This is a genomic window from Exiguobacterium sp. s157, from assembly GCF_018618205.1.
GTDB lineage: Bacteria > Bacillota > Bacilli > Exiguobacteriales > Exiguobacteriaceae > Exiguobacterium > Exiguobacterium chiriqhucha.
This window is the reverse complement of sequence record NZ_JACSLQ010000004.1, coordinates 171,607-196,334: the sequence shown is the minus strand read 5'-3', so window position 1 is coordinate 196,334 and position 24,728 is coordinate 171,607. Positions and strand designations below refer to the sequence as shown.

Annotated in this window: 21 protein-coding genes; 17 read left to right on the top strand and 4 right to left on the bottom strand. The window is 52.9% G+C overall.

Going from position 1 to position 24,728, the window contains the following annotated elements; all coding sequences use genetic code 11:
* Positions 1-148: 148 nt before the first annotated feature.
* Positions 149-586 (bottom strand): universal stress protein, encoded by a 438-nt coding sequence (locus KNP67_RS09755; protein WP_021065608.1) that lies wholly within the window; start codon positions 584-586, stop codon positions 149-151.
* Positions 587-769: 183 nt separating this feature from the next.
* Here KNP67_RS09755 and KNP67_RS09750 point away from each other — a divergent pair, with 183 nt between their 5' ends.
* Together KNP67_RS09750 and KNP67_RS09745 are read left to right on the top strand one after the other, a co-directional pair.
* Positions 770-1,495, top strand: coding sequence for an SDR family oxidoreductase (locus KNP67_RS09750; protein ID WP_021065609.1), 726 nt, complete (start codon positions 770-772; stop codon positions 1,493-1,495).
* 12 nt (positions 1,496-1,507) lie between these two features.
* Positions 1,508-2,230, top strand: coding sequence for a metallophosphoesterase family protein (locus tag KNP67_RS09745; RefSeq protein ID WP_029595175.1), 723 nt, complete (start codon positions 1,508-1,510; stop codon positions 2,228-2,230).
* A 43-nt stretch (positions 2,231-2,273) separates the two neighbouring features.
* Here the strand turns inward: KNP67_RS09745 and KNP67_RS09740 are convergent, their stop codons facing one another.
* Entirely contained in the window at positions 2,274-3,371 is a 1,098-nt protein-coding gene (locus KNP67_RS09740) for a M24 family metallopeptidase (protein WP_029595176.1), read from the bottom strand.
* A 161-nt stretch (positions 3,372-3,532) separates the two neighbouring features.
* On the opposite strand from KNP67_RS09740, the gene KNP67_RS09735 reads away from it, so the two are divergent.
* A complete protein-coding gene (locus KNP67_RS09735; protein WP_021065612.1) occupies positions 3,533-4,843 on the top strand; it encodes a DRTGG domain-containing protein in 1,311 nt (436 codons plus the stop codon).
* A 44-nt stretch (positions 4,844-4,887) separates the two neighbouring features.
* On the opposite strand, the gene KNP67_RS09730 is transcribed toward KNP67_RS09735, so the two are convergent.
* The gene (locus KNP67_RS09730; protein WP_235045157.1) at positions 4,888-5,202 is read right to left on the bottom strand and encodes a YtpI family protein; all 315 of its coding nucleotides are present in this window, start codon (positions 5,200-5,202) and stop codon (positions 4,888-4,890) included.
* A 77-nt stretch (positions 5,203-5,279) separates the two neighbouring features.
* Here KNP67_RS09730 and KNP67_RS09725 point away from each other — a divergent pair, with 77 nt between their 5' ends.
* Positions 5,280-6,245: a DHH family phosphoesterase gene (locus tag KNP67_RS09725; protein WP_131471297.1), complete on the top strand. Its 966-nt coding sequence runs from the start codon at positions 5,280-5,282 to the stop codon at positions 6,243-6,245.
* A gap of 18 nt (positions 6,246-6,263) precedes the next feature.
* Here KNP67_RS09725 and KNP67_RS09720 read toward each other — a convergent pair whose 3' ends face one another.
* On the bottom strand, positions 6,264-6,455 hold the full coding sequence (locus KNP67_RS09720) for a YtzJ family protein (protein WP_021065615.1): 192 nt from the start codon (positions 6,453-6,455) through the stop codon (positions 6,264-6,266).
* 102 nt (positions 6,456-6,557) lie between these two features.
* Here KNP67_RS09720 and dnaE point away from each other — a divergent pair, with 102 nt between their 5' ends.
* The 13 genes from dnaE (at position 6,558) to polA (ending at position 24,721) form a co-directional block, all read left to right on the top strand.
* Positions 6,558-9,728, top strand: a complete 3,171-nt coding sequence (gene dnaE, locus KNP67_RS09715; protein ID WP_242678921.1) for a DNA polymerase III subunit alpha — start codon at positions 6,558-6,560, stop codon at positions 9,726-9,728.
* Between the two features lie 74 nt (positions 9,729-9,802).
* Positions 9,803-10,357 carry a FadR/GntR family transcriptional regulator gene (locus KNP67_RS09710; protein WP_021065617.1) on the top strand — a complete coding sequence of 185 codons (555 nt, stop codon included), beginning with the start codon at positions 9,803-9,805 and terminating at the stop codon, positions 10,355-10,357.
* 14 nt (positions 10,358-10,371) lie between these two features.
* On the top strand, positions 10,372-11,226 hold the full coding sequence (accD, locus tag KNP67_RS09705) for an acetyl-CoA carboxylase, carboxyltransferase subunit beta (protein WP_214756540.1): 855 nt from the start codon (positions 10,372-10,374) through the stop codon (positions 11,224-11,226).
* Positions 11,219-12,154, top strand: a complete 936-nt coding sequence (locus KNP67_RS09700) for an acetyl-CoA carboxylase carboxyltransferase subunit alpha (RefSeq protein ID WP_021065619.1) — start codon at positions 11,219-11,221, stop codon at positions 12,152-12,154. Before accD ends, KNP67_RS09700 begins: the two co-directional genes overlap by 8 nt.
* Positions 12,155-12,314: 160 nt before the next feature.
* The gene (pfkA, locus tag KNP67_RS09695; protein WP_029595181.1) at positions 12,315-13,283 is read left to right on the top strand and encodes a 6-phosphofructokinase; all 969 of its coding nucleotides are present in this window, start codon (positions 12,315-12,317) and stop codon (positions 13,281-13,283) included.
* Positions 13,284-13,378: 95 nt separating this feature from the next.
* Positions 13,379-15,121 (top strand): pyruvate kinase, encoded by a 1,743-nt coding sequence (gene pyk / locus KNP67_RS09690; protein WP_021065621.1) that lies wholly within the window; start codon positions 13,379-13,381, stop codon positions 15,119-15,121.
* Positions 15,122-15,188: 67 nt separating this feature from the next.
* On the top strand, positions 15,189-15,653 hold the full coding sequence (locus tag KNP67_RS09685) for a DUF441 domain-containing protein (protein ID WP_021065622.1): 465 nt from the start codon (positions 15,189-15,191) through the stop codon (positions 15,651-15,653).
* Positions 15,654-15,836: 183 nt separating this feature from the next.
* Positions 15,837-16,949 carry a citrate synthase gene (gene citZ / locus KNP67_RS09680; protein ID WP_021065623.1) on the top strand — a complete coding sequence of 371 codons (1,113 nt, stop codon included), beginning with the start codon at positions 15,837-15,839 and terminating at the stop codon, positions 16,947-16,949.
* A 118-nt stretch (positions 16,950-17,067) separates the two neighbouring features.
* Positions 17,068-18,336, top strand: a complete 1,269-nt coding sequence (gene icd / locus KNP67_RS09675) for an NADP-dependent isocitrate dehydrogenase (RefSeq protein ID WP_029595182.1) — start codon at positions 17,068-17,070, stop codon at positions 18,334-18,336.
* 30 nt (positions 18,337-18,366) lie between these two features.
* On the top strand, positions 18,367-19,302 hold the full coding sequence (gene mdh, locus KNP67_RS09670) for a malate dehydrogenase (RefSeq protein ID WP_021065625.1): 936 nt from the start codon (positions 18,367-18,369) through the stop codon (positions 19,300-19,302).
* A 185-nt stretch (positions 19,303-19,487) separates the two neighbouring features.
* A complete protein-coding gene (locus KNP67_RS09665) occupies positions 19,488-20,192 on the top strand; it encodes a response regulator transcription factor (protein ID WP_021065626.1) in 705 nt (234 codons plus the stop codon).
* The gene (gene pnpS / locus KNP67_RS09660; RefSeq protein ID WP_214756539.1) at positions 20,189-21,916 is read left to right on the top strand and encodes a two-component system histidine kinase PnpS; all 1,728 of its coding nucleotides are present in this window, start codon (positions 20,189-20,191) and stop codon (positions 21,914-21,916) included. Before KNP67_RS09665 ends, pnpS begins: the two co-directional genes overlap by 4 nt.
* 207 nt (positions 21,917-22,123) lie before the next feature.
* Positions 22,124-24,721 (top strand): DNA polymerase I, encoded by a 2,598-nt coding sequence (polA, locus tag KNP67_RS09655; RefSeq protein ID WP_214756538.1) that lies wholly within the window; start codon positions 22,124-22,126, stop codon positions 24,719-24,721.
* Positions 24,722-24,728: the final 7 nt, after the last annotated feature.

Genomic DNA, 24,728 nt, shown 5'->3' with positions numbered 1-24,728 from the left:
ACTTTATCAGAGGTCGCCCCTATCTGTTTATATCGAAATGTGCGTACGAACCCATAAAAAGGAGAAGAGGCCACCTGGCGCGAACGAGTCGCGCCAGGTGGCCTCTTTCTTATAAATCTACTGAGTTATGTCCCAGCCTCTTGAAACGTTATTGGCGGACGATCAGCACGTCACACTTCGAGTAGCGGACGATGCTTTCAGAGACGCTACCGATGAAGAAGCGTTCGACGGCGTTCAACCCGGTCGCTCCACAGATGATGAGATCAATGTCGTGATTCGGTGCGATTTTTTTAGCGATTGTCACTTTCGGAGAGCCGTACTCGATGACCGTCTCTACTTCTTTGACACCTCGTTCTTTCGCGCGATTGACGTAGTCCTCGAGCAGTTCTTTCGCATACGTCTCGGCACGCTCGGTAATCGTCCGGTCGTACGCTTCAACCGTGGCGAATGTCCGTGTATCGATGACGTGTCCGATATACAGTTTGCCATCGTTTCGAAGTGCGACGTCGATTGCTGTTTCAAATGCACGTTCGGCCTCTTTCGAGCCGTCGACGGCAGATAGAATATGTTTGTAGACAATTGCCATGTAAATCCCAACCTTTCGCTTGAAATGTACGTGCGGCTTACATGTATAGTATACCACTTCTGCTTCAATTCACGCCCGGTTCTTTCAGAAATGTGTGAAATTTTCACAACTTTCTGATGGAACAGGTTGAAGTTTGGAAATGGGCAAGCGGAACGGGTAAGATGATACAGAGGAGGGATGACGATGAAACATGTAGTCATCACGGCCGGTGCGAAAGGGATCGGCCGCATTGTGACGGAACGATTATTGGAGGAAGGTTGGCACGTCAGTGTATTGCAGCGGAAGCCGATCGATTGGCAACATGAACGGTTACATATGGTCGAGGCCCCGTTGACGGACCGCGAAGCTGTCCTGAGTGGCTATGAAGAGGCGGTGGCCAAATTCGGAGAGCCGGACGCGCTCATCTTGAACGCCGGGCCTTACATCTTCGAACGGAAGTGTCTCGTCGATTTGACGGACGAGGAGTGGGACGAGGTCATCAGCGGCAATTTGTCAGCCTCGTTTTGGCTGATGCGCCGGGCTATCCCGAGTATGCGGGCAAAACGATTCGGCCGCATCATCACATATGGCTTCCCGGAGAGTGGGACGGCACCAGGCTGGGTTCATCGGTCGGCTTTCGCGGCCGCCAAAACCGGGCTCGTCAGTTTGACGAAATCGGTCGCACTCGAGGAAGCGGCACACGGCATCACAGCCAATATGATTAACCCGGGCAATATCGTCGGCGCGCAAAAAGAAATGCGAATCGAAGCGGCCGAACCGGACGACCAGACCCCGGTCGGACGACACGGGACGGGCGAAGACATCGCCCGCATGATTCTATTCCTGCTCGCCCGTGATTCCGATATGGTCACAGGTGCCATCATCGATGTGACCGGAGGTGTCAACGTCGTCCATCAATACCGAAAATAAGGAGGAAACCGCATGAAATTGGCCATGTTGACCGATATCCATGGAAACGTCCAAGCGCTCGACGCGGTGCTGGCCGAGCTCGATCGCCAGCAGGTCGACGAGATTTGGAGTTTGGGCGATATGATCGCGATGGGGCCCGACTCGAACGAAGTGATGGCACGTCTGCTCGACCGTGGTGTACACATGATCACCGGCAACCATGATGAGGCTGTCTTGTCGCTCATGGCCGGGACGGGTCACCCTGACAGTTATGCCCATACCCGTCCGCATCACGAGTGGGTGGCGCGCACGCTTAGGCCTGACTATGCGGACGCGCTCTTCAAGTTGCCGCGTACGATTGAACGCGTTGTCGAGGGTACGCGGGTATATGGGATTCATTATCATATCCCGAGCGAGAAGCGGGACGTGCCGATCACCGAGGAGCCGTTCCATGACATCGTCGAGGCGACACTTTCGAACATGCAGTCGTTGTATGGGTCTTATGAAGCGGACGTCATCTGTTTCGGGCATCATCATCCGGAGCATGTGTTCCATGACGACACGAAACATTATTTCAATCCCGGTGCGCTCGGTGTCGCCCGTGACGATTTGGCCCGTTACGGCATCCTCGAGTGGGATGAGACAGGCTTCGCCATCCATCCGCAGTCGGTCCGTTATGACAAGCAGGCATTTCTGGAAGCGATGGAACGGAATGATGTGCCGCAACGTGACGTCATGTTCCGACTCTTTTATTGACCGTGAAAAAGACCAGCCGCGTACGGCTGGTCTTTGTTGTGACTCAATTGATTTCTTGGAGCGTCTTCGGATAACTCGTCAACAAGATCGGACCACTCTCGGTCATGACGATATCGTCTTCGATGCGGACGCCGCCGACGCCAGGGAGATAAATTCCTGGTTCGACGGTGAACGTCATCCCGACTTGGGCCGTCATATCATTGTTGGCCGCCATCGACGGGAATTCGTGCACCTCGATGCCGATTCCGTGTCCGACGCGATGCGTGAAGTATTCGCCGTAGCCGGCCGACGTGATGACTTGGCGAGCCGCGATGTCGATGGATCCGAGCGTCGTCCCGACGTTCGCCATCTCGATGGCGGCTTCTTCGGCCTTAAGGACGGTCTCGTAAATCTCACGTTGCTTCGTGCTCGCTTCGCCGTAGACGACGGTGCGCGTGATATCCGAGGCGTAGCCTTGCCAAATGACACCGAGGTCGAACAAGGCGAAGTCGCCTTTCTTCAAGCGATTGTTACCAGGTACGCCGTGCGGATCGGCACTGTTCTCGCCGAACAAGACGAGCGTGTCGAACGACATCTCGCGGACACCTTGTTTCTTCATCGCATATTCGATCTCGGCGATGACCTCGAGCTCGGTCACGCCTTCACGCAAGGTGCGAATCCCTGCCTCAATCGCCATATCAGCGAGTTCGGCGGCGCGTTTCATCAGGCGGACCTCGTCCGGAGACTTAATCATGCGAAGCGCCTGAAGCTCTTCGGTCAAGTCGATGATTGAGAGACCGGCAAAGCCGGCGCGGAGCTGTTCGACGCGGTTGTAGGTCAAATGCTCGCCTTCAATCCCGATGCGCTCGGGGATAATCTGTTGGTCGAGGAACAGTTTGACGACTTTGTCCCATGGATTTTCGTGGTCCATGTACGTGACGATATCGCCATTCCAGTCGCTCGCCTCGACGATGCCTTTTTCAAGTGCCGGACAGACGAGAGCGGTCGTGCCGTTCTTCAAGACGAGGATGGCGATGAGCCGCTCATGTGCCTCGGCATATACTCCCGAAAAATAAAAGACTGATGCTTTCGACGTGACAAAAGCAGCGTCTAACCCTTTAGTGGCCAAAGATTGTGCAATATGGTTGGTTCGTTGATTCAACTCGTTTCCCTTCCTTCTCGTTCATTGGCGTTCTGTTTCATTATACCGTTTTCCAAAACGGAAAGGAAATGTCACATTTTCAGTAGTACAGTTTGAAGAAGGAAGACTGATACAGTATACTGAGGATGACAGAAAATGTATTGAGGAAAGGGACTCGTGACATGACAACAAAACATGAACAGATCATAGCACATATCGAGTCGCTCGATGTCGGATCTAAAATTTCGGTCCGCCAAATCGCGAAGGAATTGGCAGTATCAGAAGGAACGGCGTATCGGGCCATCAAGGAAGCGGAGAATTTAGGCTTCGTCTCGACGATTGAACGGGTCGGCACCATTCGCATCAAGCGTAAACATAAAGAGAACATTGAGAAGCTGACGTTCGCAGAAGTCGTCAATATCGTCGACGGGCAAGTGCTCGGTGGCCGAGACGGGCTCCATAAAACGCTCTCGAAGTTCGTCATCGGGGCGATGAAGCTTGAGGCGATGATGCGATATATCGACGTCGACTCACTCGTCATCATCGGAAACCGGGAAAAGGCGCATGAACTTGTGCTCCAGTCCGGTGGCGCCGTGTTGATCACGGGGGGATTCGACACGACCGATGAAGTGAAACGGATGGCCGATAAGTATCACATGCCGGTCATCTCGACGTCGTATGACAGTTTCACCGTCGCGACGATGATCAACCGGGCCATCTATGACCGCTTGATTAAAAAAGAGATTCTACTCGTCTCGGATATCGTCATCCCGCTGCACGACACGTTCTATTTGAAAGTGGACGATACGGTCAAACGGTGGCACGAACTGAACGAACGGACGAAACATAACCGCTATCCCGTCATCGACGAGCAGATGAAAGTCGTCGGCGTCATCACGGCGAAAGACTTGCTCGACCGGCCGCATGATACCGAGATCGAGAAAGTGATGACGAAGAGCCCGATCACGGTTGGCGTTCAGACGAGCGTCACCAATGCGGCTCACCAAATGGTTTGGGAAGGCATCGAGATGTTGCCGGTCGTTGATAACTATGGCCGTCTGCTCGGTATCATCAGCCGCCAAGACGTGTTGAAGGCGCTCCAACTCGCCAACCGCCAACCGCAAGTCGGCGAGACGTTCGACAATATGATCACGAACCAGTTGAAAGAAGATCCGGCTTCGAACGGGACGGCGTTCACCGTCGAGGTCGCTCCACAGATGACGAGCCACATGGGGACGGCATCGTCAGGGGTGTTGACGACGTTGCTCGTCGAAGGAGCGACCCGCAGTCTGCGCCATATGAAAAAAGGCGACCTCGTCGTCGAAAATATTACGGTCTACTTTATGAAACCTATTCAAATCGAGAGTCAAATTCGCGTCTCGGCCAACGTGTTCGACCTTGGCCGGAAGTTCGGGAAAGTCGATGTCGAGATGACACAAGGCACCCAACTCGTCGCCAAGGCGCTTGTCACGGCGCAATTGATTGACCGCTAACAAAAAAACGAGCTGATGCCATCATCAGCTCGTTTTTATTTCTCTTATGATTGGTTGATTGGCTCTTCGCTAGCGAGCGGATAGATTTTACGATAGCGAATGAACCCGACGATGGCGTTGCCGACACCCAAGACGAGCATAGCGATGCTGACGATCCAACCGATCGTCGAGCCGAGTCCGAGTCCGCCAACCATTTGGTTGACGGCGAAGAGTGCGAGAAACATGCTCAGCCAGATGAGCGCTTGCGTGTTGAACAGTGCTTTCCGGTACGGTGTCTTCGTCAAATAAGCGCGTCGTTTGGAAACGAAGTAAGCGCCTAACGAAAACAGAATGAGTCCGATCATAACTAATTGACCCAAGTGAAGAAACCCCTTTCAGACGTGTAATCTGTTATCATCATACCATAGAATAGTGTTCAAGAAAGCGAGGAATGGCAATGGCACATTGGCCAGAGGCAGCAACGATATTGAAATTGATTGAAGCGGCGGACACGATTATGATTCACCGACACGTCCGTCCCGACCCTGACGCGCTCGGGAGTCAGCTCGGATTAAAGCGGATTCTTGAAGTCGCCTATCCGGAAAAGCAGGTCTATGTCGTCGGCGGCATCGTCCGTGATTTAGAGTTTTTAGGTAAGATGGAGCATGTCGAACCGGAGATGTATCAAGAGGCGCTCGTCATCGTGCTCGATACGGCAAACCATGAACGAATCGATGGGCCGCACGCCTTGACCGGCAAAATCGTCGTCAAGATTGACCATCACCCTGACGAGGATGCGTATGCGACCCATCAAATCGTTGACACGACTGTCAGTTCGACCTCAGAGATGATTGCTGAACTTGCGGGGATTTGGGGGCTTGAACTTGACGAGGCGTCCGCATTCTTGTTGTTCGCCGGAATCGTCGGCGACACGGGACGGTTCCAGTTCCGCAACGCGACGCCACGTACGTTCGAAGTCGCGGCTGGGCTGATTAACCATGGCATCGATACGAACCGGCTGTATCGTCAAATGTATAAGACGAATTTGGCGACGTTGCAACTCCAAGGCTATGTCTTACAAAACGTCAATGTGACCGACGCGGGTGTCGGCTACGTCAAAATCGATGCAGACGTCTTGCGCACGTTCCATGCGACACCGGAAGCGGCGTCGCTGCTCGTCAACAGCTTCTCTGGCCTTGAAGGGCTGAAGTGTTGGGTCATGTTCGTCGAGAACAAGGACGAGATTCGTGTCCGGATCCGTTCGAAAGGACCGGTCATCAATGAAGTCGCGAAACGCTATCGCGGCGGTGGTCATCCGATGGCCGCCGGTGCCACGATCGATAAATGGGAAGAGATGGACGAGGTGATCATGGCGCTCGATGAAGTCGCGGCCCCGTTCACGTTCGAAACAGAAGAGAGCTGACCCGTTGGTCAGCTCTCTTCAGCGTTTATCCTCTTCTTGTGGAATGAACCACGTACCACGGTCGGTCACATCCTCGACGACATCGAGTTGATACTCGGTGATATAACGACGGAGTCGTTCGATAATCTCCGGACTGTCGGCGAAGACGGTCTGGCCGTTCTGTAAATTCTCTAGCTTGTCACGTGCGATTTTACCCCGATTAATAATCATACGGTTTATACCCCCTTTTAGGAGAAGTTTTGTCTATAATTATTGTATCAGACAAGTGCCAAAATGAGTTTGACAATTGTGAAAAAAGAAAGGGGGACTCTTGTGATCCACTTGAATGTACGATCGGCTTATAGCTTGATGCAAAGTACGATTCGGCTCGAACAGTATGTCGCCCAGATGGCCGAACGGGGGAGTCGAGCAGTCGCTTTGGCCGACGATGCGTTATACGGCTTGCCGCAATTCGTCCGGTTATGTGAACGCTATGCGGTTAAACCCGTTATTGGATTACGGACGACGCTACGAATGGATGGATTCGACGTCTCCGTTCTCGTCTATGCGTTGACCAATGAACAAGTGCCCGAACTGTATCGCATCGTCCAGGCCGATGGCTTGACCGAAGCGACCGAACTGGCGGTGCTCATCTTACCGGAGAACTGGAAAGCGAACGACCCGGTTCACCGCCGCCGCCTCTATAACCATTTGCTCGGTTATGTGAATGAAGACAGACTGTGGCTCGGGTTGCCGGCGCCGCAATCGACGGAACAGACGCTGATGCTCCGGCAATTACGCGAGATGCGTGACGAACTGGGGACACGACTCGTACCGGCCCCGGACACGTGTTATATGAGACCGGAGGATTTCGAGGCCTATCGCGCCATCGTCGCCATCGGTGAAGGCGAGCTCATCTCACAAGAAGATGTGCATCGGAAAGGAAAGTACGTAAGACTGCCGAGTGAAATGAACGATTGGTTCGATCCGATCGAGCTTGAGGCGTTGGACGAGTTCGAATCCCTCATCTCGGTCACACGCTTGCCGGAGGCGACCTCGTCGATTCCAGAGATTGAACATGCGATCGACCGACTGAAACGTCTCGTCGCCGAACGATTGAAGGCGCTCGACTTGTTCCAAGAGGAATATATCGAACGAGCCCGCTATGAACTCGACGTCATAGCGCGGACCGGTTTCGCCTCGTATTTCCTCATCGTCGAGGATATCGTCCGCTACGCTAGGGAGCAAGGCATTGAAGTCGGTCCGGGGCGTGGGTCCGCGGCCGGATCACTCGTCAGTTTCGCGCTTCACATCACCGAGGTCGACCCGGTCCGGTTCGAGCTGTTATTTGAACGGTTTTTGAACCCGGAACGAATCACGATGCCGGATATCGATTTAGACTTCGAAGACGAGCGGCGCGACGAGGTCGTCCGCTATGTCCTCGATAAATACGGGGCCAACCACGCCGCCCAAATCGGGACGCTCGCGACGTTCGGCGCGAAAGCGGCGCTACGTGATGTCGCGCGGGCGCTCGGGCTGACGCTTGAAGAAGGGCAGGCGGCCAGCAAACAAGTGAAAGACGACGGGTTGGCCGGGATTTTGGCCAATCCGACGAAGATGAAATGGTTCGCCGGCAGTCAGAAGCGGTCGCAACTGTTACACATCGCCGCCCAGCTCGAAGGATTGCCCCGTCAAGCCTCGGTCCACGCGGCCGGACTCGTACTCAGTCGCGACGCGCTTGATGACGTCACCCCGTTACAGCCGACAGCAGGGGAGCAAGTGACCCAATATAATATGAAGGATCTCGAAGCGCTCGGCCTGTTGAAAATCGATTTGCTTGGCCTGCGCAACTTGACGAGACTCCGTCAGATGGAGACGCTCATTCGCGAGACGGATGAACTGTTCTCGCTGAAGACAATTCCATTGAATGACGCCAAGACGTTGCGGGTGCTCGCTCGCGGTGACACGGACGGGATTTTCCAGTTCGAATCGGAAGGGATGAAACAAGCGCTCCGGCAAGTGAAGCCGACCACGTTCGAGGATATCGTCGTCACGATGTCGCTCTATCGTCCAGGTCCGATGCAGTTTATCGATACGTATGCGAAGCGAAAGCATGGCATGCCGCATCAGCCGGTCCACCCGGTCGTCGGTGAGATTATGCGTACGACGAACGGCGTGCTCGTCTATCAGGAGCAAGTCATGCGCCTCCTGCGAGAACTTGCCGGCTACTCGTATGCCGAGGCCGATTTGATTCGCCGTGCCATCGCCAAGAAAGATGTGGCGGCCATCGACGTCGAGAAGAGTCGATTCTTGGAACGTTCGTCGGAGCGGTTCGACAGCGACTCGATGCGACAAGTATTCTCGTGGATTGAGAAGTTCGCGGGCTACGGCTTCAACCGTTCACACGCGGTGGCCTACAGCTTGATCAGTTATCGCTTGGCTTTCGTGAAGGCGCACTTCGAACGGATTTTTTATCTCGTCACGTACGACAAGACGAACCAACTCGTTCGCATGCTGCGAAAAGGGAAAATTCCCGTCTATCCGCCGGACGTCCTGCATGGCCAAGCCGGGGCCTTTTTAGAAGGGCCGGGGGTCCGTCTCGGGTTGAAGGCGGTCCAAGGCTTGACGAAACGCGACGTCGAACGGTTGATTGAACACCATTCCGAATTCACCGACGTAAAACGTCTGCTCGAACTGATGGAGTGGGGCTCGAAAGACCAGCCGAAGTTGCGGCGCCTGCTCGGAGCCGGTGCCCTCGACCGGATGTATCACGGCGATCGCCACCGTGCGTTCGAGGCCGTTGAACGGCTTCGCGAGGAGACAGAGACGCATCTGCTCCCAGATGAGCTGTCCGCACTCGGTTTGAAGCGCTCGGCACCAATCGAGCCGAATTGGTCCGAAGAAGAACGGGAAGCACTCGGGACGTGGATCGTCCACTCGCCGTTGACGACGGTCGCCCCGCTCTCGATTGAGACGGTGACGATCGATGAAGTGTTGAACGGCGAACGGGGATTCATCGTCGTCTATGTCGATGCGATTCGTACGTTCAAGACGAAAAAGAATGAAGAGATGGGTGTCGTCATGGTCGATGACGGCGTCTCGCAAGACGAGGTCGTGATTTTTCCACGCGTGTTCACCCAATTCTCTCGTTCACTTTACGTCGGGAACGTCCTCTTGCTCGAGGTGCATCCGAATGAACGGGACGGGCGTCGCCAACTCGTCGTCGAACGCGTCCGGCCTCTCCACGGCCAAGCGTTGTTTGTCCGATTGCGTCTAGAGTCGTTCGCCGACCTTGAAGAACTATTGCGAACAGCGCCAGGGGATGTCCCCGTCATTTGCCGATTCTCTGATTCGAAAGAAGTGAAACAACTCGCCTCGACATATGCCGTCAATCCGACAGAGGCATTGTTGCAAGGATTGAGGCAGCGGTTCGGCGATACGGATGTCGTGTTGAAACGGGTCGACTCGAAATTGCCCGGCACGGGAACTAGTACCAAGTCATAAAAAGTGGTATAATCTGTTTAATTGGTCTGACCACTTTAGAGATAATGCCATCCAAAAGGGAGTTGAACGGTCAGATGCATGGAAAACACGCATCCTCATTTCACGAAAACATTTCTAAAATCAGAACGTTAATCGTCCAGGCCGCACTCGAGCCGGGCGACCGTCTCCCGTCAGAACGGGAACTCGCTGAAACGCTGTCCATCAGCCGTGCGTCAGTCCGTGAAGCATTACGGGCTCTCAGCTTCCTTGGGATTGTTGAGACGAAACACGGCGGCGGCACGTTTTTGTGCGAACAGGATCGGCACCGTTACATTGAAATCTTGTCAGAGTTCATCGTCACGAAACAGACGAAGGCGTCGGACATCGTCGATATGTTGCGTTTGCTTGAGCGCTTGGCGTTGACGGAGGTCGAACCGACCCCGGAACGCATCGCGTTGCTCGAGTCGAGCGTTGAGACGGACCGCGCCTTCAGGCAAAACCTCATCTTCGGATTAAAGAATGAACTGTTCATTCGAATCTGGAGCGAAGTGAACCGGTTTTATGACGGCACGGACGCAGGCGACCTATATACGGAAGACGAACGTAGACGATTATTGGAGATGTGGCGTGGGGCGGGGATGCCGGAATGAACGAGGGGGAAGCGATGACTGCTTTTTTCAAGAAACCTAAACGATATATGCCATTGCGTCAACGAGAACCAAAGATTGATGCACCACAAGGCTTGATGACGAAATGTCCATCTTGTAAATATATGCATTACACGAAACAGTTAAACGAGAATCATAAAGTGTGTGATTGCGGCTACCATTTCCCGCTCAGTGCAGATGAGCGGATTCATATGCTAGTCGATGGTCAATCGTTTGAAAAATTTGCGGGACCGCTCGTCAAAGAGAACCCGCTTGATTTTCCAGATTATGAAGATAAATTGAAAAAAGACAGGGAACGAACTGGGATTGAGGAAGCGGTCGTTTGCGGTCGTGCCACAATCGATGGGCTCCCGGTCGTCGTCTGCGTCATGGATGCCCGTTTCCGTATGGGGTCGATGGGCGCCTACGTCGGAGAAGCAATCGCCTCGGCGGTCCGGACCGCGACGAAAGACGGATTGCCGGTCGTCTTGTTCACGGCCTCGGGCGGTGCCCGCATGCAAGAAGGCATGGTCAGCTTGATGCAGATGGCCAATACGTCAATCGCCTTGAAAGAACATGACGAGGCGGGTCTTCTGTATGTCGCCTACTTGACGCATCCGACAACAGGTGGCGTGTCGGCGAGTTTCGCGATGCTTGGTGATGTGAACGTCGCCGAACCTGGAGCGTTGATCGGCTTTGCCGGTCGTCGCATCATCGAACAGACGATTCGTGAAAAATTGCCAGACAACTTCCAAACTGCCGAGTTTCTATTAGAAGCGGGTCAATTGGACGCCGTCGTTCATCGTGAACAGATGCGTTCGTTCTTGAAGAAGATGATCGTGTTACACGGCGGGGAGGTCCATCATGTTTGATCCAATCAAAGAAGTAAATGAACAGCTCGGGAAGTTGCGTGAGACGGCGGAGACGAAAGGAATCGATTTATCCCGTGAAATCCGTCACCTTGAAGCGAAGCTTCATCGATTAGAAAAAGACATTTATGGGAATATGAAACCGTGGGATCGCGTGCAGCTGGCGCGAAATCCGAAACGCCCGACGACGCTCGATTATATCGATCGCCTGTTCCCGGATTTCATCGAGTTGCACGGTGACCGTCACGGCTATGATGACGCTGCGATTGTAGCGGGATTGGCCACACTCGACGGCGTCCCGGTGACGATTATCGGTCATCAACGTGGGCGGAACACGAAAGAGAACATGAAACGCAACTTCGGGATGCCACATCCAGAAGGCTATCGCAAAGCGCTTCGTTTCATGAAGCAAGCAGAGAAGTTCAATCGTCCGGTCATCACGTTCATCGATACAAAAGGCGCCTACCCTGGGAAAGCGGCCGAAGAGCGTGGACAAAGCGAAGCGATTGCCCGCAACTTGTTTGAAATGGCGACGTTGAAAGTTCCGATTATCTCGATTGTCATCGGGGAAGGCGGATCGGGCGGTGCGCTCGGGATTGGTGTTTGCGACCGGTTGCTCATGCTTGAAAACAGCACGTACTCGGTCATTTCACCAGAAGGCGCGGCTGCCCTGCTTTGGAAAGACGCGAAGCTTGCGGAACGCGCTGCGGAAACGATGAAGATTACGGCACAAGATTTGTTGAATTTAGGGATTGTCGATGAAGTCGTCACCGAGGTGTTTGGTGGTGCCCATATCGATGTGTCATTACAGTCATCACTCTTAAAGCCTGTATTAGCACAACACATGACTGAGTTGCGAGGACGGACTCAAAACGAGTTGTTGCAAGGGCGCGCTGCCAAATATCATGAAATTGGCACAATTGGCTCGTGAAAACGTTAACAATCGCTTTGCGTTCACGTTAAATCACTCACGAGTTGACTGCTTTTGAGCATACCCCATGCTTTTTTTTCACATACTTGTGTTGTAAAACAAAGGTCAGACATGGTATTTTATTTTCAGATTTCGTTAAAACACATAAGAGGTGAGTGACGTGAATTTAAAACGTATTGCGGTATTGACAAGTGGGGGAGACGCCCCCGGAATGAACGCTGCAGTCCGTGCCGTGACCCGAAAAGCGATTTTCGAAGGTCTAGAAGTGTACGGTGTGTATAACGGCTATCAAGGTCTAATCGAAGGAGATCTCGTTGAATTGAACCTCGGTTCTGTCGGTGACATCATCCAGCGTGGAGGAACATTCTTACGTTCTGCCCGTTGCCCTGAGTTTAGAACGGAAGAGGGCCGTGCCAAAGCGGTCGAGCAGTTGAAGAAATTCAATATCGACGCGCTTGTAGTCATCGGGGGCGACGGTTCTTACCGTGGCGCCCAGAAGTTGACGGAACTTGGATTCCCGACAATCGGGCTTCCAGGAACGATTGACAACGATATCCCAGGAACGGATGCAACAATCGGGTTCGATACGGCGCTCAATACGGCGCTTGACGCGATTGATAAAATCCGTGACACGGCGTCGTCGCATGAGCGGACGTACGTCATCGAAGTAATGGGTCGTGATGCAGGTGACATCGCACTTTATGCCGGTCTTGCCGGTGGTGCCGAGTCAATCCTCGTCCCAGAACGTCCAGAAGATTTGAGTGCCATCGTCGACCGCATCAACCATGGTGTGGCGCGCGGTAAGAAACATTCGATCGTCGTTGTCGCCGAAGGCGCAGGCAGTGCCGAAGAAATCGGAAAAATGATCGCTGAGAAGACAAACTCAGAGACGCGTGTAACGATTCTTGGACATATCCAACGCGGCGGTTCCCCGACTGCTGCTGACCGTGTGCTTGCGAGCCGCATGGGTGCGTATGCCGTTGAGATTTTACTCGAAGGCAAAGCCGGACGTGTTGTCGGTATCCGCGGCGGTAAGATGATGGATCTTGATATCGATGAAGCGCTCGACCATAACAAACATTCGATTGATATGCAGTTGATTGATCTTTCGAACCAACTTTCGATTTAACGAGTAGCAGTGAACTCCACAGAGACGGGATCAGGTCGGTTGACCCCCCGTTTTCTGTGTGTAAATGTAATACATCCCCTAGGAGGTTTTTATTTATGCGTAGAACGAAAATTGTATGTACGATTGGACCAGCTTCAGAGAAACGTCTTCCAGAAATGATTGAAGCCGGAATGAACGTCGCTCGTCTCAACTTCTCACACGGTGACTATGAAGAGCACGGCGCACGTATCCGTGACATTCGCGAAGCATCAAAAGCTGCCGGTAAAGTCGTGACGGTACTTCTTGACACGAAAGGTCCTGAAATTCGTACACATACGTTTGAAGAAGGAAAAGCACTCCTCGAAAAAGGCAAAGAAGTCATCATCGTCTCGACAGAAGAAATCGTCGGAACGAAAGATCGTTTCTCAGTCACGTACGAAGGCTTGTACGAAGACGTTGAAGTCGGTTCACGCATCATGCTCGACGACGGACTCATTGGTCTCCTTGTCGTTGAGAAACTCCCGAACCGTGACCTTCGCTGCGTCATCGAAAACGAAGGCGTCATCAAGACGAAGAAAGGTGTCAACTTGCCTAACGTCAAAGTGAACCTTCCTGCCCTTACAGACAAAGACATCGCCGACATCGAGTTCGGTATTTCTCAAGACATCGATGTCATCGCGGCATCGTTCGTACGCCGTGCGTCTGACGTCGTTGAGATTCGTCAACTTCTCGAGCGCAACAACGCGTCACACATCAAAATCTATCCAAAAATCGAAAACCAAGAAGGTGTCGACAACATCGACGAAATCTTGGCGATTTCTGACGGTTTGATGGTCGCTCGTGGTGACCTCGGAATCGAGATCCCAACAGAAGAAGTCACACCAGTTCAAAAAGAATTGATCAAGAAGTGTAACGACCTCGGGAAACCGGTCATCACGGCTACACAAATGCTTGATTCAATGCAACGCAACCCGCGTCCAACACGTGCGGAAGCATCTGACGTTGCCAACGCCATCCTCGATGGTACGGACGCAGTCATGCTTTCAGGTGAGACGGCAGCAGGGGACTACCCAATCGAGTCAGTTCAAATGCAAGCAGCAATCGCTGTTCGTACTGAGCAAATGCTCGACTACAAAAACTTGCTCAAAGATCGTCAGAAGCGCAGTGAGCACACGGTAACGGATGCGATCTCACAAGCGGTTGCCCACACGGCAATCAACTTGAACGCGAAAGCGATCTTGACACCGACACAATCAGGTTACACGGCTGCTCGTACAGCGAAGTATCGTCCAGAGGCGAACATCATCGCGGTCACAGAGTCAGAGCGTGTGGCACGTCAATTGAACCTCGTTTGGGGCGTGTACCCAATCGTGGCTGACACGATGCCGAACAACACGGATGAGATGTTGGTACAAGCTTCAGAAGCAGCTCGTCACGCTGGATTCGTTACAGACGGTGACCTCGTCGTCATCTCGGCTGGTATCCCGGCTGCGACTGCTGGTACGACAAACATGATGAAAGTTCATATCGTCGGTCACGCCCTCGCAAACGGACGTGGGATCGGTGAGCGTGGTCTCGTCGGTGAAGTCGTCGTTGCGAACAATGCAGACGAAGCGAATGCGAAAGCGAAAGAGGGCATGATCCTCGTCGCACCATTCACAGATAAAGAAATGATGCCAGCGATTGAAAAAGCGGCTGGAATCATCACAGAAGACGGTGGATTGACGAGCCATGCCGGTATCGTTGGACCATCACTCCGCAAGCCGGTTATCGTCGGTGTCGAATCAGCGACATCAACGTTCCGCGACGGACAGATGATTTCAATCGACCCACTTACTGGTAAAATCTACAACGCGTAATCGAATGCCAATCGAACCGACCTTTTCATGAGGTCGGTTCTTTTTCCATTCAGAAAGAGAGTGTGTGATGAGTGCCTATTTATTCTTGCTGTTGCTCGTATTGATTGGGGTTATCTCCCATAACCAGTCGGTCATCATCGCCAGCAGCGTCCTCTTGATTATTAAAGCGGTCGGATTCGGCGACCAATTGTTCCCGACGCTCGCCTCAAAAGGCATCCATTGGGGGGTAACGATTATTACAATTGCCGTCCTCGTGCCGATTGCGACCGGCGACATCGGATTCCGGGAATTGTGGAATAGTATTAAAGGTCCAGTCGGCATCATCGCGTTCGCCTCTGGAATCTTCGTCGCGCTTGCCGCCGGCCAAGGGGTCCAACTGATGCGGGTCGACCCCGTCGTCACGACGGCATTGCTCGCTGGGACCATCCTGGCCGTCGGTTTCATGAAAGGCGTGCCGGTCGGACCGCTCGTCGGAGCCGGCATCGCCGCCTTGATTTTAGGTGGATTTAGCCTGTTACAAAAATGGTTCTGACATTTTTTGACGGCTGGATACGCTTACATTTCTTTTTTTCAGTAAATTGTTTATACTAGATAAAGGACAGGGTGGAGCGAGCTCGAAACGGATTGGGGAGAGTCTTCGACTCCTCGCCCTTATTCCCTACACACAGACTGTATATGCGGTCGATCACTTTTAAAGACTGAGGGGGAGTTATTGATGTCAACGACAAAAGGTTTAGAAGGAATTGTGGCAGCGGCCTCAAAAGTCAGTTCGATTATCGACGGACAATTGACTTACGGAGGATACACGATTGACGATTTGGCAGACCACGCCACATTCGAAGAGGTTGTTTTCCTATTATGGAACGACCGCCTTCCGAAAGAAGATGAATTAACTGAGCTCTCAGCAGCGCTCGTGAAAGAAGCCAAATTGCCAGAAGACGTCATCGCGACGCTCGAACGGGCACCGAAATCGGCCAATGCGATGGCGACGATTCGGACTGCACTTTCACAGCTCGCGCTTTATGATGAAGAGTCTGAAGATATGAGTCCGGAAGCGAACATGCGCAAAGCGATTCGTCTCCAAGCGCAAATCGCCACGATTGTGACGGCATTCGCTCGTCTTCGTAAAGGCGAACAACCGGTTGCACCAAAACAGGGCTTGTCTTATGCGGGCAACTTCTTGTACATGTTGAATGGAGAAGAGCCGAGCGAGGTCGCCGAGAAGACGATTGACAAGGCACTCATCCTTCACGCCGACCATGAATTGAACGCTTCGACGTTCACGGCACGCGTCTGCGTTGCCACATTGTCGGATATTTATTCTGGTGTGACGGCGGCGATGGGCGCCCTTAAAGGCCCGCTCCACGGAGGTGCGAACGAGGCGGTCATGAAGATGCTTCATGAAATCGGATCGGTCGACAAAGTCGAAGACTACGTCCGCGGCAAGTTCGAACGCCGTGAGAAGATCATGGGCTTCGGTCACCGTGTCTATAAGGACGGCGACCCACGCGCGAAACACTTGAAAGAGATGAGCCGCCAATTGACTGCTCAAATCGGCGAACCGGAATGGTACGAGATGTCTGAGAAAATCGATCATCTCGTCGAGACGGAAAAAGGCTTGAAACCGAACGTCGATTTCTATTCGGCGTCAACATATTACGCGCTCGGCCTCGACGAAGAGTTGTTCACGCCGATCTTTGCTGTCTCACGCATGTCGGGCTGGATTGCCCACATCCTCGAGCAGTACGCGGACAACCGTTTGATCCGTCCTCGCGCTGAATACATCGGCGAGACGAACCGGTCATACGTCCCGGTGAACGAGCGTTAATTGACGCCGAACGAGAAGTTCGAGTCACAATTTAGACATAAACTTTGGTAAACTAACAATTGACGTAGGTCGGCGCTCGCGTCGGCCTACATAAATGTACTTAGGGGGATTCATTATGTTGACACAAAACGAAAAGATTACAGTTGAAAACGGTGTATTAAACGTACCAAACGTACCGACGATTCCATTTATCATCGGCGACGGCACAGGACCTGATATTTGGAACGCATCAGTGCGCGTCTTTGATGCGGCTGTCGAAAAAGCATATGGCGGCGAGAAGAAAATCGAATGGATGGAAGTGTACGCTGGGGAGAAGGCCTACAACCAAAAAGGCGAATGGCTTCCAAACGAGACACTCGATCAAATCCGTGAATATTTGATTGCCATCAAAGGTCCATTGACGACACCGGTCGGCGGCGGAATCCGTTCACTCAACGTAGCACTCCGTCAAGAACTTGACTTGTACACGTGCTTGCGCCCGGTCCGTTACTTCACAGGCGTCCCTTCACCGGTCAAACGCCCAGAGGATACAGACATGGTCATCTTCCGTGAGAACACAGAAGATATCTACGCAGGAATCGAATACGCGTCAGGTAGCGACGAAGTGAAGAAGTTGATCTCATTCTTGAAAGAAGAGATGAACGTCAACAAAATCCGTTTCCCAGAAACGTCTGGAATCGGAATCAAGCCAATCTCGTCTGAAGGAACAAAACGTCTTGTTCGTGCGGCGCTCGAGTACGCCATCGCGAACAACCGTAAATCGCTCACGCTCGTTCATAAAGGAAACATCATGAAGTTCACAGAAGGCGCCTTCAAAAACTGGGGCTATGAGCTTGCAGAAGAAGAGTACGGCGACAAAGTCTTCACATGGGCGCAGTATGACCGTATCAAAGAAGAATCAGGCGAAGCGGCTGCGAATGAAGCGCAATCGAAAGCAGAAGCAGAAGGCAAAATCATCGTAAAAGATTCAATCGCTGATATCTTCTTGCAACAGATTTTGACACGTCCGCGTGAGTTCGATGTCGTGGCCACGATGAACTTGAACGGTGACTACATCTCGGATGCGCTCGCTGCCCAAGTCGGCGGAATCGGGATCGCCCCTGGAGCGAACATCAACTACGTGACGGGCCATGCTATCTTCGAAGCGACACACGGTACGGCACCGAAGTATGCCGGCCTCGACAAGGTCAACCCGTCATCGGTCATCTTGTCTGGTGAAATGATGCTTCGTCATATGAACTGGAACGAAGCGGCTGACCTCATCATCAACTCGATGGAGAAGACGATCGCCTCGAAAGTCGTCACATACGATTTCGCTCGTCTCATGGACGGCGCGACAGAAGTGAAGTGTTCAGAGTTTGCGGATGAATTAATTAAAAACATGTAAGACATCAGCTAAACCAAGGGGGAGAGCACAATGATTCGTCGCAATAAAATCTCGGTTATCGGTAGCGGATTCACGGGGGCCACGACGGCACTGTATTTGGCTCAAAAAGAACTCGGTAACGTCGTCTTGCTCGATATCAAAGAAAACGAGAACCCGACGAAAGGAAAAGCGCTCGATATGCAAGAGACGGCGCCGATTCAAGGGTTTGACTCGTGGATTACAGGGACGTCGGACTATGCCGAAACGGCGGACTCGGATATCGTCGTCATCACAGCGGGAATCGCGCGCAAGCCAGGCATGAGCCGGGACGACCTCGTCTCGACGAACGCCAAAGTGATGCGGGCGGTCACGAAAGAAGTGGCCCGTTACTCGCCGGACGCGATTATCATCGTCTTGACGAACCCGGTCGACGCGATGACGTATGCCGCCTTCAAAGAGTCGGGCTTCCCGAAAGAGCGGGTCATTGGTCAATCCGGTGTGCTTGATACGGCCCGGTTCCGGACGTTCGTCGCTGCGGAGTTGAATATATCCGTGAAGGACGTTTCTGGATTCGTGCTCGGCGGGCACGGGGATGACATGGTCCCGCTCATCCGCTACTCGTATGCGGGAGGAATCCCGCTCGAGAAATTGTTGCCGACCGACCGCATCGAAGCAATCGTCAATCGGACCCGTAAAGGCGGCGGTGAGATCGTCCAACTGCTCGGGAACGGATCGGCCTACTATGCGCCGGCCGCGGCCATCGTCGAGATGGTCGAAGCGATTCTCAAAGATCAACGGCGTATTTTACCGGCCATCGCGTATCTCGACGGCGAATACGGTTTCCACGACTTGTATCTCGGTGTTCCGACGATTCTTGGTGCGAACGGAATCGAACGTGTGCTCGAACTTGAATTGACGGAAGCCGAAACGGCGGCGCTACAGCGTTCAGCCGACTCGGTCCGCTCCGTCCTGAACGTCCTCAACTGAGGGCTTACCTCGTCTGCCATGGCAGACGAGGTTTTTTGTATGCGTGGCGCATGCTACACTGAAAGCAGAACGTGGATTTGTTTTGTTTTTGTAAAGATTTGCTTTGAGGTTGGTCGTAGGTGGCATTGATTTGTAAAATAGGTAGTGTACATGACTGAACAGATAGATTAGAGGAGGAACTAAGCGTGGCTGATAAAGTAATTGTTGTCGATGACGAGGTGTCGATTGCGACGTTATTAAAGTTTAATTTAGAACAAGCCGGATTCGAAGTCGAGACGGCGCACGATGGAAAGACCGGACTTGAACTGGCCGAGAAACAAGATGCCGTTTTGATTGTCCTCGATTTGATGTTGCCTGAGATGGACGGTCTCGAAGTTTGCAAACGGCTCCGCCAACAAAAAGTGAACACACCGATTCTCATGTTGACGGCGAAAGACGATGAGTTCGATAAAGTACTCGGCCTCGAACTCGGTGCCGATGACTATTTGACGAAGCCGTTCAGCCCACGAGAAGTCGTGGCCCGGGTCAAAGCCATCCTGCGCCGTTCGGCCCCACAAGAAGCTCCGGCGACAGACACGGACGTCATCGAGATTGGCGACGTGAAAATCATCGCGTCGAACTATGAAGTGTTCAAAAACGGCGAACGGCTCGAGTTGACACCGAAAGAGTTCGAACTGTTAGCCTACTTAGCCAAGAACAAAGGACGCGTTTTGACGCGCGACCAGCTCTTGTCGGCGATATGGAATTACGATTTCGTCGGAGATACGCGCATCGTGGACGTTCACATCAGCCACCTCCGGGAGAAGATTGAACCGGTGACAAAAAAACCGACCTATATCAAGACGATTCGCGGCCTCGGTTATAAGATGGAAGAGCCGATGCCCGAATGAAGACGTACCGCTCGCGGTTTTTGACGACGCTCATCCTGCTCGTGACGGGCGTCTTATTGACCCTCGGGATCGTGCTCGGTCAATTGTTCAAAGACTTCTATTTAGATTCTGAACGCGACCGCTTGAAAGAAGACGCTGAGTTGGCCGCGCTCTATTTAGACGGAGGCGACCTTGCGGACATCCAAGACTACGTCGGTCAAATCGATGATGAGAGCAGTTTCGATATCTTGCTCCTCAATCGTCGGATGGAAGTCATCGCCGGGACACCGTTTCGGGTCGGTTCCTTTGATTTCCGGATGGATGCCTCGTCGATTCCGGAAGGCGGGACGTTCGGCAACGAGACACGCGAGGACTTGATTCAGTTCACGAAGCCGATCGAACTGTCATCCGGTGACACGGTATATTTGAGTTTTATCCGTTATGTCTCCGATTTGGAAGGGGTGTATGACCGGATTTGGCTGACCATCGCGCTAGCCTTGATTTTCTCGTTCTTCTTAATCCTTTTCGTGTTACACAACCTGACGAACCAATTCATCCGACCGATCGACGAGGCGACCATCGTCTTGCGGGAACTGGCGGACGGGAACTATCGGGCCCGCGTCTACGAGTTGCGAAACGATGAGGAGACGGGCAGCCTGGCCGGGTCGATTAACGTGCTCGCCCGCAACTTGGAGACAATCTCACTCGGGGAATCGGTTCAACGGGCAAGGCTTGAGTCGCTCATCGAGTATATGGGGGCAGGGTTACTTTTGGTCGACGAACGTGGCATCGTGACGCTCGTCAACCGCTCGTATCGCGACATGTTCCAATATGATGAGTTGATGATCGGTCAGTTTTATCATGGAATTTTGCCGAGCCCGGACGTTGAGACGCTGATTGAAGACGTCTATTTGACAGAGGAGCCGCATCGCCGACAACTATCGATTCGGTCCGGTTTCAACCAAAAGACGTATATGGTATCGGCCGCACCGATTTTCAGTGATACAGGCATGTTGCGCGGGACGACGCTTCTCTTTAACGACATCAGCGAGTTGAAGCGACTTGAGAAGATGCGCAAGGATTTCGTCGCGAACGTCAGTCATGAACTGAAGACGCCGCTCACGTCGATTCGTGGTTTCAGCGAGACGCTGCTCGACGGGGCGAAAGAAGTGCCGGAACTACGCGATCAATTCTTGGATATCATTCAAAAGGAAGCGACGCGCATGCAGATGCTCGTCGAGGACTTGCTCGAACTGTCGCGGCTCGAACGGGAAGACTTCCATTTGGAGTTCACCCCGGTCCAACTCAATCAGCTTGTCGAGGAAGTCTGTCTCGTGCTCAGTCAAAAAGCGGAACAGAAATCGATTCACTTGGAGTCGCGTCATGATGGGGAAGTCGTCTTGCAGGCGGACATGAACCGAATCAAACAAGTCATCTTGAATCTCGTCGCCAATGCGATTAACTACTCGCCGGAAGGTAGCCAGGTCGAGATTGCGGTCGAGAAGAGACCGGACGGCTCTTATTTGATCGTCAAAGACAACGGCATCGGCATCGCGCCGAAAGAAGTGGGCCGAATCTTTGAACGGTTCTACCGGGTCGATAAGGCGCGGAGCCGAAACTCCGGCGGGACGGGTCTTGGTCTTGCTATCGTCAAGCATATCGTCGATCTCCATCACGCGACGATTCAAGTCGACAGCATCGAAGGTGAAGGAACGACATTCACCATCAAATTCCCGAGTGCTTAACAAGGAATTCATGGCGAATTCATACCGGCTTTACAAAGCGATGCTACTCTATGGATGAGACCTCTTCATCATCTCGTGTCCCGATTGGTGCTCATCTCCACTCGATCGGGAAGATCGACCCTTTTCTAGTAACTAGAAAAGGGTCTTTTTTTTCGAACGCATGTACCCGTATGATATGATGGAACCAGATAGAATGGAGGTTGTCCAATGAATAAACTACTACTCCTTGACGGAAACTCACTCACGTATCGTGCCTTTTTCGCGTTGCCTCCGATGACGGATGCGAGCGGTCGGAACACGAACGCCGTGTACGGGTTCACGATGATGTTATTGAAGCTGATGGAAGACGAACAGCCGACACATTTCGCGGTCGCGTTCGATGCGTCGAAAAAGACGTTCCGCCACGACACGTATGCCGACTATAAAGGTGGACGGCAAAAGACACCGGGTGAGCTTCGAGAGCAATTCCCGATCGTTCGTGAGATTTGCGAGGCGTTCGGTATCAAAGTGCTCGAACTCGACCAGTACGAGGCCGATGACATCATCGGGACGCTTTCAAAAAATACTGAGTTTGACCAAGTGACGGTCGTCACTGGTGATAAGGATTTACTGCAGTTGATTGACGACCGTGTCACCGTCTATTTGACGAAGCGCGGCATCACTGATGTCGAGACGATGGACGCAGCGGCGTTCAACGAGCGGTATGAGGGACTGAGTCCGCTTCAAATGATTGATTTGAAAGGTCTGATGGGCGATAAATCCGACAACATTCCGGGTATCCCCGGTGTCGGTGAAAAGACGGCCCTCAAATTACTCACAGCTTACGGTTCTGTGGAAGGCCTATATGAACATACGCATGAACTGAAAGGGAAACAAAAAGAGAAGGTCGAGGCGAACGAGCGGGAAGCGCTCATGTCGAAACAATTGGCGACGATTTATACCGACGTGCCGATTGACGTCACCATGGACGAGCTCACGTTCCATCCGTATGACGCTGGAAAAGTGAAGCCGCTGTTCATGAGCCTGCAGTTCAAGTCGCTTCTCGGGAAACTGAGTCTCGACGCGTCGAGCGAGGAAGCCGTGGAAGTGCGTGATGTGAACCATATCGGGATTGACGAGCAAGATTTGACAGAAGCGGTCCTCTTCCTCGAACAACTTCGCGACGATTATTTCGAAGAATCGGTCATTGGCGTAGCCATCGCTTCAAAAGCCGGGGTGACCGTCGGTGACGTGTCGCTCTTAGACGTGCCGGCTGTCCGCGAATGGCTGGCGGATGAAAACCGGGCCACGATTTGTCTCGATGCGAAACAGACAATCATTCAATTGAAACGCCACGGCGTGTCGCTCCGAGGCTACGAGGACTTGCTCGTCGCCGGCTATTTGCTCAACTTGTCGGGCGGGACGACGCTCGACTCGATTGCCGCCCATTTCGAATATGCGTTGCCGGAAGACGAGGCCGTATACGGAAAAGGTGCCAAACTGCACGTGCCGGATCAAAACGTCCTCGACCAGCACCTCGGGGAGAAGGCGATGGCCATCTTGACGTTGTTCGTCAACGTCAGTAACGAACTCGTCAAAAACGAGCAGACATCGCTGTATGAGGATTTGGAACGACCGCTCGCCTCGGTGCTCGCTGAGATGGAGTGGGCCGGGATTCATGTCGATGTGGCGACGTTGAAGGTGATGGAAGACGATCTTCGCGAACGCCTGCTTCAGCTCGAGACCGAAATTCACAGTCTCGCCGGTGAAGCGTTCAATATCAATTCACCGAAGCAACTCGGCGTCATCTTGTTCGAGAAGCTGGCGTTGCCGCCGGTCAAGAAGACAAAGACGGGGTACTCGACGGCGGCGGACGTGCTTGAGAAGCTTGCACCACTCCACCCGATCGTCGAACATATCATGCATTACCGCGAACTTGGGAAGTTGCAGTCGACGTACGTCGAGGGGTTACAGAAAGTCATCAAGGACGACGGGAAAATCCATACCCGTTACACGCAGACGTTGACGCAGACGGGACGATTATCGTCGGTCAACCCGAACTTGCAAAACATCCCGATTCGCTTGGAAGAAGGGCGCCGGATTCGTAAGGCGTTCACGGCGAGCGAATCCGATTGGGTGCTCTATGCGGTCGACTACTCACAAATCGAACTCCGCATCATGGCCCACATGTCGCAGGATGAAAAGATGCTCGAGGCGTTCCTGCATGACGAGGATATCCATACGTCGACGGCAGCCAACGTGTTCCGGGTCGCCAAAGAAGAAGTGACGTCGCTCATGCGACGCCAAGCGAAAGCGGTCAACTTCGGAATCATCTATGGCATTAGTGATTACGGGCTGTCGCAAAACCTCGGCATTAGCCGAAAAGAAGCGCAGACGTTCATCGATACGTACTTCGAGCAGTTCCCAGGAGTGAAACGATTCATGGATGCCGCCATCGAACGGGCCCGGGAACACGGCTACGTCGAGACGATGTTGAAACGCCGCCGCAATATCCCGGACATCCATTCCCGCAACTTCAACTTGCGCGGTTTCGCCGAACGGACGGCCATCAATACGCCGATTCAAGGGACGGCAGCCGATATTATCAAGAAAGCGATGATTGACGTCGATGTGGCGCTCCGCGAATCGGGCTTACGCTCGAAACTATTGCTTCAAGTCCACGATGAACTCATCTTCGAAGGACCGAAAGCAGAGACGGAAGCGCTCGAAAAAATCGTCAAGCAAGCGATGGAGCACACAATCACCTTGGATGTCCCGCTCCGCGCGGACGGTTCGTTTGGTGAGACGTGGTTCGACACGAAATAAGAGCGAG